Source organism: Anaerotruncus sp. 1XD42-93 (assembly GCF_009917605.1).
Lineage (GTDB): Bacteria > Bacillota > Clostridia > Oscillospirales > Ruminococcaceae > Anaerotruncus.
Window position 1 is genome coordinate 155,627 of sequence record NZ_QZEG01000002.1, and the last position, 15,470, is coordinate 171,096.

Annotated in this window: 15 protein-coding genes; 14 read left to right on the plus strand and 1 reads right to left on the minus strand. The window is 52.6% G+C overall.

The annotated features are described in order from the left end of the window. The first annotated feature begins 271 nt into the window (after positions 1–271). The 14 genes from D5269_RS01650 (at position 272) to D5269_RS01715 (ending at position 13,752) form a co-directional block, all read left to right on the plus strand. Positions 272–1,099 (plus strand): sigma-E processing peptidase SpoIIGA, encoded by an 828-nt coding sequence (locus tag D5269_RS01650; RefSeq protein ID WP_016315471.1) that lies wholly within the window; start codon positions 272–274, stop codon positions 1,097–1,099. 68 nt (positions 1,100–1,167) lie between these two features. After that, positions 1,168–1,878 (plus strand): RNA polymerase sporulation sigma factor SigE, encoded by a 711-nt coding sequence (gene sigE / locus D5269_RS01655; RefSeq protein ID WP_196809913.1) that lies wholly within the window; start codon positions 1,168–1,170, stop codon positions 1,876–1,878. Positions 1,879–2,295: 417 nt separating this feature from the next. Further along, the gene (locus tag D5269_RS01660) at positions 2,296–2,775 is read left to right on the plus strand and encodes a response regulator (RefSeq protein ID WP_120481830.1); all 480 of its coding nucleotides are present in this window, start codon (positions 2,296–2,298) and stop codon (positions 2,773–2,775) included. Between the two features lie 153 nt (positions 2,776–2,928). Then, entirely contained in the window at positions 2,929–4,638 is a 1,710-nt protein-coding gene (locus D5269_RS01665; RefSeq protein WP_120481832.1) for a phospho-sugar mutase, read from the plus strand. Between the two features lie 128 nt (positions 4,639–4,766). Continuing rightward, positions 4,767–4,970: a 50S ribosomal protein L31 gene (rpmE, locus tag D5269_RS01670; RefSeq protein WP_016315475.1), complete on the plus strand. Its 204-nt coding sequence runs from the start codon at positions 4,767–4,769 to the stop codon at positions 4,968–4,970. A gap of 90 nt (positions 4,971–5,060) precedes the next feature. Beyond that, the gene (locus D5269_RS01675) at positions 5,061–5,237 is read left to right on the plus strand and encodes a hypothetical protein (protein ID WP_016315476.1); all 177 of its coding nucleotides are present in this window, start codon (positions 5,061–5,063) and stop codon (positions 5,235–5,237) included. Continuing rightward, on the plus strand, positions 5,234–6,112 hold the full coding sequence (locus D5269_RS01680) for an RluA family pseudouridine synthase (protein WP_120481834.1): 879 nt from the start codon (positions 5,234–5,236) through the stop codon (positions 6,110–6,112). Before D5269_RS01675 ends, D5269_RS01680 begins: the two co-directional genes overlap by 4 nt. Before the next feature lie 139 nt (positions 6,113–6,251). Further along, positions 6,252–7,118: an ABC transporter substrate-binding protein gene (locus D5269_RS01685; RefSeq protein WP_120481836.1), complete on the plus strand. Its 867-nt coding sequence runs from the start codon at positions 6,252–6,254 to the stop codon at positions 7,116–7,118. A gap of 206 nt (positions 7,119–7,324) precedes the next feature. Beyond that, entirely contained in the window at positions 7,325–8,023 is a 699-nt protein-coding gene (locus tag D5269_RS01690) for an amino acid ABC transporter permease (protein WP_016315479.1), read from the plus strand. Further along, entirely contained in the window at positions 8,010–8,732 is a 723-nt protein-coding gene (locus tag D5269_RS01695) for an amino acid ABC transporter ATP-binding protein (RefSeq protein ID WP_120481838.1), read from the plus strand. Before D5269_RS01690 ends, D5269_RS01695 begins: the two co-directional genes overlap by 14 nt. Before the next feature lie 261 nt (positions 8,733–8,993). Further along, a complete protein-coding gene (locus D5269_RS01700; protein ID WP_016315481.1) occupies positions 8,994–9,761 on the plus strand; it encodes a TIGR00282 family metallophosphoesterase in 768 nt (255 codons plus the stop codon). A gap of 265 nt (positions 9,762–10,026) precedes the next feature. After that, on the plus strand, positions 10,027–11,565 hold the full coding sequence (locus D5269_RS01705; protein WP_158604804.1) for an ABC transporter substrate-binding protein: 1,539 nt from the start codon (positions 10,027–10,029) through the stop codon (positions 11,563–11,565). A gap of 120 nt (positions 11,566–11,685) precedes the next feature. Further along, a complete protein-coding gene (locus tag D5269_RS01710; protein WP_016315483.1) occupies positions 11,686–12,042 on the plus strand; it encodes an Asp23/Gls24 family envelope stress response protein in 357 nt (118 codons plus the stop codon). Between the two features lie 48 nt (positions 12,043–12,090). Continuing rightward, a complete protein-coding gene (locus tag D5269_RS01715) occupies positions 12,091–13,752 on the plus strand; it encodes a DAK2 domain-containing protein (RefSeq protein ID WP_016315484.1) in 1,662 nt (553 codons plus the stop codon). A 37-nt stretch (positions 13,753–13,789) separates the two neighbouring features. Here D5269_RS01715 and D5269_RS01720 read toward each other — a convergent pair whose 3' ends face one another. Then, complete coding sequence (locus tag D5269_RS01720; protein WP_199735669.1) at positions 13,790–15,241, minus strand: nicotinate phosphoribosyltransferase; 1,452 nt, start codon at positions 15,239–15,241, stop codon at positions 13,790–13,792. Positions 15,242–15,470 lie beyond the last annotated feature (229 nt).

A 15,470-nucleotide genomic window follows, 5' to 3' on the forward strand; every position in this document is an offset into this window, starting at 1 on the left:
TCTGGCACCTGCGCCATACTTTCTGATATGGGAGAGCAGGGATCAGAAGCTGACGATGGATGGTACAGAACAGGTGCTTATGCCGCTCTTTCCCATAGTATGCAGGCTGTGCAGTTCTTGCGATTGTCCGGGAAATATCTTCCTGTCCACCCGCTTTCGACAGAATCAAGACTTGTCCGCTCCCTATAATAGAGTCAGCAGATAAAAAAGAAGCGGGTTTGTTTCAAACCCGGATGCCGGAAAACGATCGTCCGGCTTGAGGGGGCGTCTTATGGAAGTCTATGCAGATGTTCTGGTAGTGGTGAATTATGTCATCAACCTGCTGGTGCTGATGGCAGCTGCAAAGCTGGCGGGGGTGGTCACCCGCCGTGGGAGGCTCGGTCTGGGCGCTCTGACGGGTGCGCTGGGGGCATTGGTTATCTTTTTGCCCTATATCGGCTGGTGGTTTCAGGCAGGTTACAAACTGCTGCTTTCCTGTGTGATGGTATTGGCGGCATTTGGCTGGCAGAATCGGCGAAGATTTTTAAAACTTCTGCTGGCCGTCGCCGTTTCTGCGGTCGGGATGGGGGGGCTTCTGTTTCTGCTTTCGTTTCTGGCAGAGCCGGTTGGGATGTTTTTTTACAATGGCGTCGTTTACTTCGATCTTCCGATGCTGCTTCTGGTCGGCTGCTGTACAGGGGCATATCTGGTGCTCTGGCTGGTTGACCGGCTGTTTTTCAGCCGGTCTGCCCCGAAGCATCTCTATGACCTTGTAATCACCTCCGAAGGGAAACAGATTTCGCTCAAAGGACTTGCGGATACCGGCAGCAACCTGAAGGAGCCATTTTCGGGTGCACCGGTGATCGTCTGCGACCGGGGACTTGCAGAGCGCATCCGCCCGCAGGAGCAGACCCGGTTCCGGATTATTCCCTGTGTGACCGTGACAGGGGACGGTGCGCTGGAGGCATTCCGTCCGGACGAGGTCCGAATCAGTGGAGAGGGGGCACAGATACAGACTTCCGATGTATACATAGCAGTGAGCAGGCAGCCGATTGGCGGGGAATATCAAGCTGTGATGAATCCCTGTCTGGTCGGCGAATCCCTGAGCAGGTCCATATAGAAGCGCTCCGTGAATGTTAAGTAATTTTGATTGAGAAGGGAAAGGGTGTAGCAATGATGAAAATGGCAATGCGGAATAAGAGGGTCGCCCTCTGGTGGGAACGCCTGCTTGGCAGACTGGGATTACTGCGGGGAATTTACTATATCAACGGACCGGAGACACTGCCTGCCCCGCTTTCCAGGGAAGAGGAGAAGGAGGTATTTCTGCGTCTGGAGCGGAACGATGAGGCTGCACGCGAGATTCTGACCGTACATAACCTGCGGTTGGTGGTTTACATCGCGAAAAAATTTGAATCGACAGGGATCAATGTGGAAGATTTGATTTCGATTGGGACGATCGGTTTGATTAAGGCGGTCAATACCTTCCGCCCACAGAAGAACATCAAGCTGGCGACCTATGCATCCCGCTGTATCGAAAATGAAATTCTGATGCACCTTCGGAAGAATCAGTCGCACAAAAACGAGGTTTCGATTGATGAACCGCTGAATATCGACTGGGATGGAAATGAGCTGCTGCTTTCGGACATTCTTGGAACCGATCCAGACAGCATCAACCGTCCGATTGAAGACGAAGCGGAAAAAAATCTGCTGCTCAACGCGATCAGCCATCTCGGGGAGCGGGAACGTACGATTATGTATCTGCGGTTTGGGCTGATGGGGCAGGAGGAAAAGACCCAGAAGGAGGTAGCAGACATCATCGGGATCTCGCAGTCGTATATTTCGCGTCTGGAAAAGCGGATCATCAAAAAGTTGAAAAAAGAGCTGGAGAAAATCATCTAATACCAGTGGGCTGCTGTCTTAAAGCTTTGCATGCCATTTGGGGATAGAGTTCCAGAATAACCCAGGTATTCCAACCGTTTCTGTTGCGTATTCTCACACCTTTATGGAGACGCCACTTGACAATGAGATTGCTGTCTGTTATAATTTAGAAAAAACATTTTTTTGTTTTTGAGGGCAGAAAAAAACAGTGTTTAAATGGCCTCACAAGGAAGGTTTGTCAGGTTATATAAAATTCAGAGTAATTTGTTTTCAATGGCGGCACACAAAATTGGTCGATAGTGATATTGTGTCAGTTCGACCTCAACTGTCGACACCCAAAAATCTACACTTTTTGGATGGGGCGGATACTTCATCAGGAAAAGTGTAGGTTTCTCTATGTATAGAGGAAGGATAGAAAGGCATCGTAGGGGGAGCGCTATGTATAAAATAATGATTGTGGATGACGATCCAACCAGCTTGGCGATCGGCAAAGCGCTTCTGAGCGGTGAATATGAGGTGCTGACGATGAAATCGGGCCTGCAGGCGCTGGGCTATCTGAAAGAGTACGACAGCCCTGATCTGATCCTGATGGATATGGTTATGCCGACCAAAAGCGGGCAGGATGTGTTGAAGATTCTCCAACAGGACCCGAAATTGTGCAATATTCCTGTGATTTTTCTTACAAGCATGGAAGGGCGCAACTTTGAATTGGAGTGTCTCCAGCTTGGCGCAGTGGATTATCTCCAGAAGCCGGTAAATGCGGAGCTGATGAAGATTAAGGTGCGCCGTTATATCCAGGTGGTAGAAATCAAGCGTCAGAATGAGTTCCTGAAAAGGAAGCTGTTCGAACTGAAAACACGGGTCAACAAGATATTCGATGTCGCGTTAGCTGCGTTGGACAATAAGAAAGATCAATAAGAAGCCAGGAATCCCTCTGTTGTTTGGCCATCAGAGGGATTTTTTGTGCAAAACAGGATTTTTTTGGTCAGATTGATTGACTTTGAGGCAGGAAAAGGATATCATAAGAATAGCAATTTGCCTAAATTTCCGGAATTATTGGAGGGGTAGTTTATGAACCATAACGATCTGTATCAACGCTGGCTGGGAACCAACCTTGAGGATGCTGACCTGTCTGTAGAGCTGGAATCTATCAAAGGGCAGGAGGAAGAAATTTTTGAGCGGTTTTACAGAGACCTGGCTTTTGGAACCGCTGGACTGCGCGGTATTATCGGCGCAGGGACCAACCGGATGAATATTTACACCATCCGGCGTGCGACTCAGGGACTCGCCAACTATCTGAACCAGAAATTTGAACACGCGACAGTTGCAATCTCGTACGACAGCCGGATCAAGTCCGACCTGTTCTCGAAAGAGGCGGCAGGGGTGCTCGCGGCAAATGGGATCAAGGTACATATCTACCAGGAACTGATGCCGGTCCCGACCCTTTCGTTTGCAACCCGTGAGCTGCATTGCGAGGCGGGGATTATGGTTACAGCCTCCCACAATCCCGCAAAATACAACGGTTACAAGGTTTATGGAAGCGACGGCGGACAGCTTACTGAAGTTGCAGCGGATGCGGTGCTTGCAGAAATCAATGCGCTTGACTATTTCGATGGGATCAAACGAGTCGCCTTCGAGCAGGGACTTGCGGATGGAAGTATTTCCTATATCACCAACGAACTGATTGACAGTTTCATTCAGGCGACGCTGGCTCAGCAGGTCAATCCGGGCGTCTGTGCACAGGCGGGCCTGAAGCTGGTCTATTCGCCGCTTAACGGCTCGGGCAATAAGCCGGTTCGCCGGGTACTCAAGGAGATCGGCGTGGCGGATGTTACTGTCGTCCCCGAGCAGGAGATGCCGGATGGCAACTTCCCGACCTGCCCGTTCCCCAATCCCGAAATCAAGGAGGCGCTGCAAAAGGGTCTGGAACTCTCTGAAAAGACCGGCGCCGACCTGCTTCTTGCAACCGATCCTGACTGCGATCGGGTGGGTATCGCAGTAAAGGCGGAGGACGGATACCATCTGCTGACCGGAAACCACGTCGGAGCACTTCTGTTTGACTATATCTGTCAGAACCGGATGGCAAACGGTACCATGCCGAAAGACCCGTTTGCAGTGACCACCATCGTTTCTACCAAGCTGACCAACGCGATTGGTAAAATGTATGGGGTTGAGGTCAAAAATGTCCTGACCGGCTTCAAGTACATCGGCGAGCAGATCGCGATTGCGGAAGCGGCGGGACATCCCGAGCGGTTCGTATTCGGCTTTGAGGAGAGTTATGGGTATCTCGCGGGCACCCATGTCCGAGACAAGGATGCGGTTGTCGGCTCGATGCTGATTGTCGAGATGGCCTCCTGGTACAAGCAGAAGGGGATGACCCTGATTGATGCGCTCAATGCGATCTATGAGAAATGCGGACGGTATGTTGAAAGTGTCGCGAATTTCCAGTTTGAGGGTGCACAGGGCATGAAGAAGATGGATGAGATCATGTCCACCATGCGCGGCAATCCGCCCAAGGAAATCGCTGGCTCGCCGGTATCCGAGGTGCTCGATTACCAACTCTCGACCGCAACCAGTGCGGCGGGCGTCAGCACGATTGATCTGCCCAAATCCAATGTGCTGGAGTACCGACTGGAAAACGGCTGCACTGCGATTGTCCGTCCGTCCGGCACCGAACCGAAGATCAAGCTCTACCTGTCGCTTGTTGGCAGCGGAGAAGCGGAGATCGGCGCCCGCTCGGAAGCGATTGGCAGCTCGATGAAACAGCTTTTGGGGGTCTGATCCGGCAGAGTTTGGCAGAAAAAGCGGAAATCTGAAAAAAAGACTTGCTTTCGGGATATACTTGTGGTAATATTCATATGTTACATTTATGACATCCAATATAGATGTCAGAGAGAGGTGAAACAATCATGAAACAGGGCATTCATCCGAACTACAAGGAGACTACGATTACCTGCGCCTGCGGCGAAGTGATCCATACCCGTTCGACTAAGGAGAATATCCGCGTCGAAATCTGCTCCAAGTGCCATCCGTTCTTCACCGGCCGTCAGAAGCTGGTTGATACCGGCGGGCGTGTTGACAGATTCAAAAAGCGTTTTGGCATGGATAAGTAATTTCTGCGGATCAACTGCGCAGCCGTAGCCACTACGGCTGCGTTTTTGCGTCAAAATTTACATAGTTGAAAAGAGGAAAGGGGCCTGTATATGGATCGGAAAATGACAACTTTAATCGGTCTGGTCTGCCTGCTGGCAGGGGTTATCGTCGGCTTTTTGCTCGCACCGGTCAAGAAGGGAATCTACTGCGGCAACAACAATGGAAATTCTTACGGCGGCTGGGGATACGACGATGAAGAAGAGGACGAGGACGCACTCCCGTTTTGAGGGTTCTCAATTATACGGTCCCTCCGGAGTATGATGGGCGAAAACTGCTGCATTTTCTGCGGGGAGGGGCGGGATGCTCCTATTCGCTCGTCCGGTCGCTCAAGACCTGCCCAGGCGGGATTCTCCGCAACGGGCAGCAGGTCCGTACGATTGACCGGGTGCACACTGGGGATCAGATAAAAATTACCCTGCACGATACGCCAAAGCCGCTGGAGCAGTGCAGCCTGCCGGTGGCTATCCTCTACGAGGATGACGACCTGATCGTCTACAACAAGCCATCCGGGATGGCGTGCCACCCAGTGCGCAACCTCCAGCAGGGGACGCTTGCCAATGTGTTTGCGCACCACTGCGCGGAACAGGGCATCGCGCAGACCTGCCATATCCTCAACCGGTTAGATCGGGATACGACCGGCGCAGTGCTGATCGCCCGCAATGCGTTTGCAGCTGCGGCACTGACCGGACGGGTGGAAAAGTGCTATATTGCGGTGGCCTCCGGGACTCCGGACCCTGTCTCCGGGATCATCGACCTGCCGATTGGCCAGCCCGACCGCTCCGATCCGCATCGGATGGTGTTGCCGGACGGGCAGCGCGCGGTGACAGAATATACCGTTATCGCACGCGGGGAAGGGTGCAGCGTGGTACGCTGCCGGTTACAGACCGGGCGTACACACCAGATCCGGGTGCATCTGTCGCAGATTGGATGCCCGCTGCTTGGCGACCTGCTTTATGGAGGGCCGCAGGAATGGATTGTACGTCAGGCTCTGCATTGCGCAAGCCTCTCATTTGTCCATCCGGTGGGCGGGAATCCGCTTGTGGTTGACGCGCCTTTCCCTCAAGATATGCAAAACTTATTGGATCGCTGTGAGAAATCATAGTGAAGATGCATAAAAAATCTGCATTTTGAATATTTTTTCATAAAAAAGCTTGATTTTCTCCGAAATGCATGTATAATAATGTCATCACATGCAAACAACATTCTGAAAATGTATAGAATGGTTAGGGAGGAAATTCGAAATGAAAAAGATTTTGGCAGGCATTCTTGCAATGACCATGGCGTCTTCGCTCGCAGCCTGTGGCGGCAGCAGCGCACCTTCTTCTTCGGCGGCTCCTGCATCTTCCGCAGCACCGTCCTCCTCGGCCGAGGCATCGGCCCCCGCCGAGAGCAGCTCGTCTGAAGCGTCGGACAGCACCCCGAACATCGACCGGATCAAATCCGCTGGGAAACTGGTGATGATGACCAATGCTTCGTTCCCTCCGTTCGAGTATATCGGGGACGATGGGAAGCCGGCCGGGGTTGATGTGGATGTCGCACAGGCGATCGCAGATGATCTGGGGGTTGAGCTGGAGATTCTCGACATGAACTTCGATCTTCTGATCGACTCGCTGAAAACCGACAAGGGCGACATTGCGGCAGCAGGTATGACCATCAAGCCGGAACGTGCGGAACAGGTCGACTTCTCGATCGAATATGTAAAATCTGCGCAGTATGTCATTGTCAGAGCGGGCAGCGGCGTCACCGCTGATGCGCTTGATGGCCTGACCATTGCGGTGCAGGAACTGACCACTGGTGATTTTTATGCGACCGATGAGGTTGCGGCAAAGGAAGTCCTGCGGTTCAAGAGCGGCATTGACGCTGGTGCGGCACTGTCGGCAGGCAAGTGCGACGCGGTTATCATCGACAAGCTGCCCGCCGAGTCGATTGCTGCCAACAGCAACGGTGCACTGGAGGTTCTGCCGGACTCCCTGACCGAAGAGAGCTATGCGATTGCGGTCAAGAAAGAGTGCCCGGATCTGTTGGATGCGGTGAACAAGGTGCTGGAGCAGATGGTCGCCAATGGAGAAATCGATGAGCTGGTCACAAAGCACATGACCGCAGCGTAATCAGAATGCTGGATACGACAGGCGGGGGTATTTCCGATACCTCCGCCCTGTTTTTTCCCTGAAGTTTACCGATTCACCCGCAATCGGGAGCGTTTTCCTTGCATTTAATCAATATTCATGTATAATTATGATGATACGGTTTGGAAGCGGTGCACAGAGGGGACACAGAGTCCCTTCCTTCGGACATGGAAAGGCTGGAGAAAGTGATGGCGGAATTTTTACAGACGCACTACTATAATCTGTATGTCGCGCTGATTGAGGCAGACAGATGGAAACAATACCTGGAAGGACTGGGGCGCACGCTGCTGATCGCTGCATGTGCAACTGTGATGGGTATTCTGATCGGGCTGGTCGTAGCAGTCATCAAGGTTTCGGCGGTGAACAACCGTAAATTATGGCCGCTCGAGGCGATCTGCAATCTCTATCTGACGGTAATCCGCGGCACGCCAGTGGTGGTGCAGCTCCTGATTCTGTATACTGCGGTCTTTACCTCCATGACCAACGGCACCCCGGTTGCAATCGTGGGATTTGGCCTGAATTCGGGTGCTTATGTTGCAGAAATTTTCCGCTCCGGCATCCTTTCGATCAGCCGCGGGCAGACCGAAGCGGGGCGTTCACTCGGCTTGACCTCCTGGATGACGATGCGTCTGATTGTTCTTCCGCAGGCGATCAAAAACATTCTGCCTGCCCTCTTCAACGAGTTCATTACTCTGCTGAAAGAAACTTCGGTTGCCGGCTATATCGCGGTACGTGACCTGACTAAGGTGGCGGACGGGATCAAAGGCCGGGCGTTTGTTGGGGAGCCGCTTTTCATTGCGGCGGTCATCTATCTGGTACTGGTGGTTGGCATGACCCAGATTCAGAAACAACTCGAAAGGAGGCTGGCGAAAGGTGATCGACGTTAAAAACCTGAAAAAATCCTTTCATGGGCACTGCGTCCTTCAGGGGATTGACGAGAAGATTGAAAAAGGCGAAAAGGTGGTTGTCATCGGGCCGTCTGGCTCCGGGAAATCGACCTTTCTGCGCTGCCTGAACCGGCTCGAGGAACCGACCAGCGGGGAGATCTGGTTCGATGGCGTCAATATTGTGGATAAAAAATGTGACATCAATAAGCTGCGCCAGAAGATGGGAATGGTGTTCCAGCAGTTCAACTTATTTGCGCATTTGAGCGTGCGCGAAAACATCACCCTTGCACCGGTTAAGCTGGGGCTGATGACACAGGCGGAGGCGGATCAAAAAGCGATGCAGCTTCTGAACCGGATTGGACTGGCGGAAAAAGCCAATTCCTATCCGAACCAGCTTTCGGGAGGCCAGCAGCAGCGGATCGCGATTGTGCGGGCGTTGGCGATGAACCCAGAGGTCATGCTGTTTGATGAGCCGACCTCCGCGCTCGACCCGGAGATGGTTGGCGAGGTGTTGGAGCTGATGAAGCAGCTTGCGTCTGAGGGAATGACCATGGTCGTCGTCACCCATGAGATGGGATTTGCGCGTGAGGTGGGAACCCGTGTTCTGTTTATGGATGGGGGACAGATCCTCGAGCAGAACCCTCCGGATGTCTTTTTTGGCAATCCACAGAATCCGCGCCTCAAGGATTTTCTTTCAAAAGTGCTTTGAGGAAGAACAGGGAGCCTTTTTTGATAAAAAGGCTCCTTCCTACATTTTAGAATCTTTTGGGGACGCTGTATTCTGTGGAGTGCGGTCAAATATGGAAGCCTTTGGAAACCGCATCCTTCCCAATGGCCGGCGAACCTTTCAGAGTGTAGCCGCTGAAGGCGGATTTTGAATCAAACAAAAAAATCGAGTAAAATTTGGGGACATGGAATATGTCCCTCAAGCCTGTTAAAAACCAGAATACAGGGACTGGATGGTGATTGGATGAATGTATTGTTTTTCGGGGATGTTGTGGGGCAGGCGGGATGTGAGCGTCTGCGCCGGGAACTTCCGCGTCTGAAACAGGTCTGCCAGGCGGGGGTGGTGGTTGCGAATGGAGAAAATTCAGCAGAGGGAAACGGGATTCTTCCGCATAGTGCACGCCATCTGTTCGACAGCGGCGTTGATATCATTACGACCGGAAACCACAGCCTGCGCCGGCGGGAGATATACGATCTGCTGGAGGAGCAGACCGGCGTGCTTCGTCCGGCAAACTACCACCCTTCCGCGCCTGGTTCAGGGGTGTTCCTCTACGATCATCCCGCTTTTTCCCTCTGTGTTATCAATCTGCAGGGAAGGGTTTATATGGAACCGGTGCACCAAAGTCCATTTGATGCAGTCGATCTCCTTTTGAAGCAGATCGACTGCCCAAATATTCTGGTAGATTTTCATGCGGAAGCGACCGCCGAAAAGCTGGCAATGGGATACTATCTGGATGGCCGCGTTTCAGCGGTAGTTGGCACCCATACGCATGTTCAGACCGCAGATGAGCGCTTGCTTCCAAACGGGACTGCCTACATCACAGATGCAGGGATGTGCGGCGGGCGAGATTCGATCCTGGGGGTTGAACGGGAACGCGCGATTGAAAAACTCCGCACCGGCCTGCCCAAGCGGTTTGCCAACGACCCTGACCGGATCGAGCTGCATGGAGTCCTGCTGCGGTTTGGGAAGGCAGGGAAGGTTGAATCAATCGAACGAATTGTGGTGCAATAGCCGTAAAGCAGCGGCCGCATCGTGACACCAAGTTGCTTGGAGATGGCGGGATATAGCCAGTGCTTTCGCTATGATCACGAGATTTTACGGGATACTTTCCAAATCTTCATTGAAAATGGAACCTTTATCGGGTATAATAGATTCTGGCAGGTAAACCGCTATTCGGTTTATTCACAGGTCCATGGACCCCAATATTGCTGTATAGATGGCTTATATGTTCCGTCTATGGGTGGGCTGCCCGATTTTGAACCAGATGGAGAACCAGATGAAACAAAGATATTATGCGCTTCTGTTGGCGGTTGCAGTCGCAGTTTCCGGTTGTGCGGTCTCCGAACCTGAACCAGAGGATATTTCTCCGGAGCAGATACCGGTGCCTGCTCCGGTTACTTCGCAGCCGGAGCAGGTGCAGCCGGTCAGTGAACTGCGGTTGGCGTACAGCGCTTCGGACTCGCTCAACCCATATAAGATGAAGACCGAACTGAACCGCCAGCTGATCCCTCTGCTTTATGACAGCCTGACACGGGTCGACCCTTCCTACCGGCCTGAAAACCGGCTTGCGGAGTCAGTGACCTATAATGGGAATATTTGTACTGTCAAGCTGCGAAGGAACATCCTTTTTTCGGATGGATCACTGTTGCAGGGGGCAGATGTGGTCTATTCGTTCCGTACGGCGGTCGCTTCAGGGCAGAGCATTGCAATGCGTTTGCAGAATGTCGAGCGATGTGAGGTCGATCAAGAAGGGAACGTCATATTTACCCTTTCTCAACCGGACGCAGATTTTGCTGCGCTGCTTTCTTTTCCAATCATCAAGGAAGGGCATGCGGATGCCGACTTCCCGACCGGAATCAGCCGGTACTATGTTTCCGGGACTTGGGGAAATACCGGTGTTATGCTTTCGGCGAACCCGCTTTATTATGGTGAGAAAGGCTCGATTGAAACAATCCGGTTGGTTTCCTCCACCGATCCGTCCGCACTGGCTTTCTCGTTGAAATCAGGGGAGATCGACCTGCATTACTCTGACTTGAGCGGCTCAGAGACAAACAATCTGTCCACTTCCGGGCGTGTGGTGTCCCAAAACCGTATGGTATTTCTTGGAATAAACGGCAGGCAGCAGGGGGTGCTGGCCGAGCCGGCGTTCCGGCGCGCGCTTGATTTGGCGCTGAACCGGGACGAGCTGGTCTCAACTGCTTATATGTCCTGCGCTGAAGTTTCCCGCTATCCGTTTCATCCATCGTTCTACCGGCTCGGAACCCTCAACCGTTCAGCGCCCCGCCAGCTTACACAGGCAGATGCCCTGCTTGACCGGCTGGGGCTGACACAGACGGATGAATATGGTTATCGGCTCGGCATTTTAGGGGAACCAATTCGGCTGCGCCTGTTGACCAACAGCGAGAACGCGGCCCGCACCGCTGCTGCAACCCTGATTGTCGAACAGCTTTCCCAGATCGGAATTCGTGTAGAGGTGGTCTCACAGTCGTTTTCCCAGTACGAGGAGAGCCTCGCCCGAGGCGGCTATGACCTGTATTTGGGAGAGGTCCGCCTGTTTGAGAATATGGATATTTCGCCGCTGATGAGCGGAGGGGCACTTGCTTATTCGGTGGGGTACAGCGAACAGCTTGAGACACTTTACGCTGCCTATAAGGGGACAGGGGAAGGGTTGGAAGCCTTTTGTGAGGCATTTGAGGCCGAATGCCTGTTTTTGCCATTGCTCTACCGTCAAGGACAAATTTCGTTTAATCGGGAATTTCAGGCAGAAATGATTGCAACAGAGCAGGATTTATTTTATAATATAGTTGAATGGTAGTTTTATACGGGTATTTGGATGATTGCCTGAAAAATCGTCCTGTTTTCAAACTGCTATAGAACCAAGCACTTCCAGCAAAATTGTTTGATTAGAAACGGAAAGAAAAGGGGGACTCAAGATTTGGTCAGCATAGAAAATCAGTATGGAAAAATAGAAATTTCCCAGGAGTATTTCTCTAACCTGGTAGGCAAGGCGGCTTCCGAGTGTTTTGGAGTGGCTGGGATGGTCGGTACTGCGGCGCAGGGACTTCGCTCGGCAATCGCTGGCAGACAGACGCAGGATACCGGTGTCCGTGTGCGCGCTTCGGGCGGCGGCCTGGTGATTGATCTGCACATCACCGTTGTTTATGGGGTGAACATTTCTGCGATTGTCAAAAGCATTGTCAATAAGGTGCGTTATACCGTCGAACAGGCAACCAATCTGGACGTGTCAAAAGTCAATGTTTTTGTCGACGCGATGAAGACCGAGGGCGTCTGATGCATCCTTTCTGAACCGATAATACTGGATATATGGGGGTCAAACATTGTGATTACAGGACAGATGCTCAGGGACGCGTTTATCTCGGGAGCAAACCACATCACGAACAAACGGCAGGCAGTAGATGCATTGAACGTTTTCCCGGTGCCGGACGGCGATACCGGAACCAATATGTCGATGACCGCGTCGGCGGCAAAACGGGAGCTGATCCGGCTCCCGGACGGATCGGATGTCTCCAAGGCGGCGGATGTCTGCGCATCTGCGCTCCTGCGGGGAGCGCGCGGGAATTCCGGCGTGATCCTTTCGCTGCTTTTCCGTGGATTTTCCCGCGGGCTGAAAGATCAGAAACAGGCGGATGCGGAGCATCTCGTGGCGGCTCTCGAAAAGGGCGTGGAGGCAGCTTATAAGGCGGTAATGAAGCCGACCGAAGGGACGATTCTCACGGTTGCCCGTCTGGCGGCCGTTGCGGCGCGGGAGGTACTCACCGACGAGGTTACCCCCGCCGAGATCTGGAGGGTAGTGGTTTCTGCGGCACAGGAAGCGCTGGACCAAACCCCCGAGCTGCTGCCGGTTCTCAAAAAGGCAGGCGTGGTCGATGCGGGCGGACAGGGCCTGCTGGTGATCTTCCAGGGGATGGCGTCGGTATTCGACGGCAACGGGATCATAGAGCTTGCCGAAGAGAGCGCGAAAAACGACTCGGATTCGATACACCCGGATAAAAACGCAGCAGGGGAGTACGAAGGAGAAATCACCTTCACCTATTGCACCGAGTTTATCATTTTGAAAAAGGAGCGGACAGTAGACCCGCAGCCGCTGCGCACCTATCTTGAGACGATTGGTGACTGCGTTGTAGTGGTTGACGATGATGAGATCATCAAGACCCATGTGCATACCGACAATCCGGGCCTTGCCCTTCAGAAAGCGCTTGAAAATGGACAGCTCACCAATATGAAGATTGAAAATATGCGGGAGCAGTTTGAAAACCAGAAGAAAAAGATCGTGGAACCGGTTTCAGACCAGGGGTTCCGGTATGCGGTGGTCGATCCCTCACGGGAATATGGGTTTGTTGCAGTTGCGGCAGGCAAGGGGATGCACCAGCTTTTCGAGGATCTCGGAGCGGATAACATCGTCTCGGGCGGTCAGACGATGAATCCGTCGACCGACGACATCCTTTCGGCGGTGCACGCGACCCCGGCAAAAACAGTGTTCGTGCTGCCCAACAACAAGAACATCATTATGGCAGCGGAGCAGGCGACCAAGCTCGCGGATCGGAATGTGGTGGTGCTGCAGACCCGGACGATCCCGCAGGGATTGGCGGCAATGCTCGCGTTCGATGCAGATGCAGATGTCAAGTCCAACCAGCTCACCATGCAGAAAGCGTATGAACGGGTTGGGACCGGGCAGATTACCTTTGCAGCTCGGGACAGTGATTTTGATGGGCATAAAATCAAGGAAGGCGAACTGCTTGCATTGGAAAACGGGAAGCTGGCTTTCACCGAGCACGACCTGACCAAGGCGGTTGTCCGTCTGACCAAGTCTTTGGTGCGCCGGGACAGCAGCTTTGTGACCCTGTTATTTGGCGAAGACGTGATTGAAGAGGAAGCCGAGGCAGTCTACCGCGCGGTAAGCGCGAAGATGCCGGAGGATGTGGAGGTTGCGCTCATCAATGGCGGACAGCCGGTTTACTACTTTGTGATTTCGGTCGAATAAAAAATCCCCCGCTGCAACACAGCGGGGGATTTTTAAATCAGTCAGCGTTGATTTTTTCCAGCAGATCGTTTCGTTCTTTCCATAGCTTGTCGGAAAGGTCCACATAGTAGCGGTGCGGGTGCTCGAACCGTTTGACCTCATCCCAAAGAGTCTCCATCTGAGCGGCGCAATACTGCTTAATCTGTTCCAGCGTGGGCGAATGATAGATACATTTACCGCGCTCGAACACCTGCACCAACAGGCACTCGGCTCGGAAATTGCTGATCGTCTTTTTCTTCCAGGTTGCAACCGGGTCAAAGATGGTAACCGGGCGGGTATCGTCCACGGTTTCATCGTGCATGGTGACATAGTCGGCGATTGCGCGCCCGGTATCCCGGTTATAGAACCGGTAGAGATTTTTGAAACAAGGGGTGGTGATCTTCTCGATGCTCTCGCTCACCTTGATCTTTGGAACGAGGGTCCCGTTCTGCTCGACCGCAACCAGCTTATAGACCCCCCCAAACACAGGATCGGATTTGCTGGTAATCAGGTTTTCGCCTACGCCAAACAGGTCAAGCTGCGCACCCTGAACCAGAAGGTCCCGGATCAGATATTCGTCGAGCGAGTTGGATGCCATGATCTTGCAGTCTGGATACCCTGCATCATCTAGCATTTTCCGGGCCTTTTTCGATAGATAGGCAATGTCTCCGCTGTCGATCCGGATCGCTTTGGGCCGAAATCCCAGCGGCTTGAGCACCTCGTTGGCTACCCGGATGGTATTGGGGACGCCGGATTTCAGTACATTATAGGTATCGACCAGAAAAACGCTGTTGTCCGGGTAGAGCTCGGCATAATTTTTAAAGGCTTCATATTCGCTGTCGAACACCTGAACCCAGCTATGTGCCATCGTGCCGACTGCTGGGATTCCATACTCACGGTCGGCAATGACGCAGGCGGTCGAGGAGCATCCGCCAATGTAGGTTGCGCGCGCGCCAAGAATCGCTGCATCGTAGCTCTGCGCCCGGCGTGAGCCAAATTCGGAGACCGGCCGACCGGCCGCTGCGCGCGCAATGCGGTTCGCTTTGGTAGCCACCAGGGATTGATGGTTGATGGTGAGCAGGACCATCGTTTCGACGAGCTGTGCCTGAATGATCGGGCCGCGCACGATCACAACCGGCTCATATGGGAAGATCGGCGTACCCTCCCGCATCGACCAGATGTCGCACTGGAACGAAAAATGCTTCAGATAGTCAAGAAACGCTTCGCTGAACTGACCTTTCGACCGAAGATAGTCAATATCATCTGACGTGAAGCTGAGATTTTGCAGGTATTCAATCAGCTGCTCCAGCCCTGCGAAAATCGCAAAGCCGCCATCATCCGGAATCCGGCGGAAGAACATATCGAATACGGCCTCCCGATCCTGAAATCCGTGTTGGAAATAACCGTTTGACATGGTAATTTCATAAAAATCGGTAAGCATGGTCAGATTTCGTTTCATGTCGATGGACATTGTTCACACTTCCTTACATGTTTTGGCGATATATCAATATCCGCCTGTTATTCTCGGGAAACGGATTGCTTCTTTCGGTGCTGCGTTCTTTTGCGCAGACTTTTAAAGACAGTTTACACCTTTTTTCTGAAAATGGCAACAAATTTATGCGAGTTTCCCAGGGCAACAGCATTTGAAATTTTGCCAAAAAGAGATATAATCAGGAATATGGAATTAAAAAGATTAAAAT

What these genes read in the sequence shown, in the direction of transcription:
- D5269_RS01650 (WP_016315471.1), top strand. Translation starts at nt 272, where the DNA reads ATGGAAGTCTATGCAGATGTTCTGGTAGTGGTGAATTATGTCATCAAC.
- sigE (WP_196809913.1), top strand. Translation starts at nt 1,168, where the DNA reads ATGCGGAATAAGAGGGTCGCCCTCTGGTGGGAACGCCTGCTTGGCAGA.
- D5269_RS01660 (WP_120481830.1), top strand. Translation starts at nt 2,296, where the DNA reads ATGTATAAAATAATGATTGTGGATGACGATCCAACCAGCTTGGCGATC.
- D5269_RS01665 (WP_120481832.1), top strand. Translation starts at nt 2,929, where the DNA reads ATGAACCATAACGATCTGTATCAACGCTGGCTGGGAACCAACCTTGAG.
- rpmE (WP_016315475.1), top strand. Translation starts at nt 4,767, where the DNA reads ATGAAACAGGGCATTCATCCGAACTACAAGGAGACTACGATTACCTGC.
- D5269_RS01675 (WP_016315476.1), top strand. Translation starts at nt 5,061, where the DNA reads ATGGATCGGAAAATGACAACTTTAATCGGTCTGGTCTGCCTGCTGGCA.
- D5269_RS01685 (WP_120481836.1), top strand. Translation starts at nt 6,252, where the DNA reads ATGAAAAAGATTTTGGCAGGCATTCTTGCAATGACCATGGCGTCTTCG.
- D5269_RS01690 (WP_016315479.1), top strand. Translation starts at nt 7,325, where the DNA reads ATGGCGGAATTTTTACAGACGCACTACTATAATCTGTATGTCGCGCTG.
- D5269_RS01700 (WP_016315481.1), top strand. Translation starts at nt 8,994, where the DNA reads ATGAATGTATTGTTTTTCGGGGATGTTGTGGGGCAGGCGGGATGTGAG.
- D5269_RS01705 (WP_158604804.1), top strand. Translation starts at nt 10,027, where the DNA reads ATGAAACAAAGATATTATGCGCTTCTGTTGGCGGTTGCAGTCGCAGTT.
- D5269_RS01720 (WP_199735669.1), bottom strand. Translation starts at nt 15,241, where the DNA reads ATGTCCATCGACATGAAACGAAATCTGACCATGCTTACCGATTTTTAT.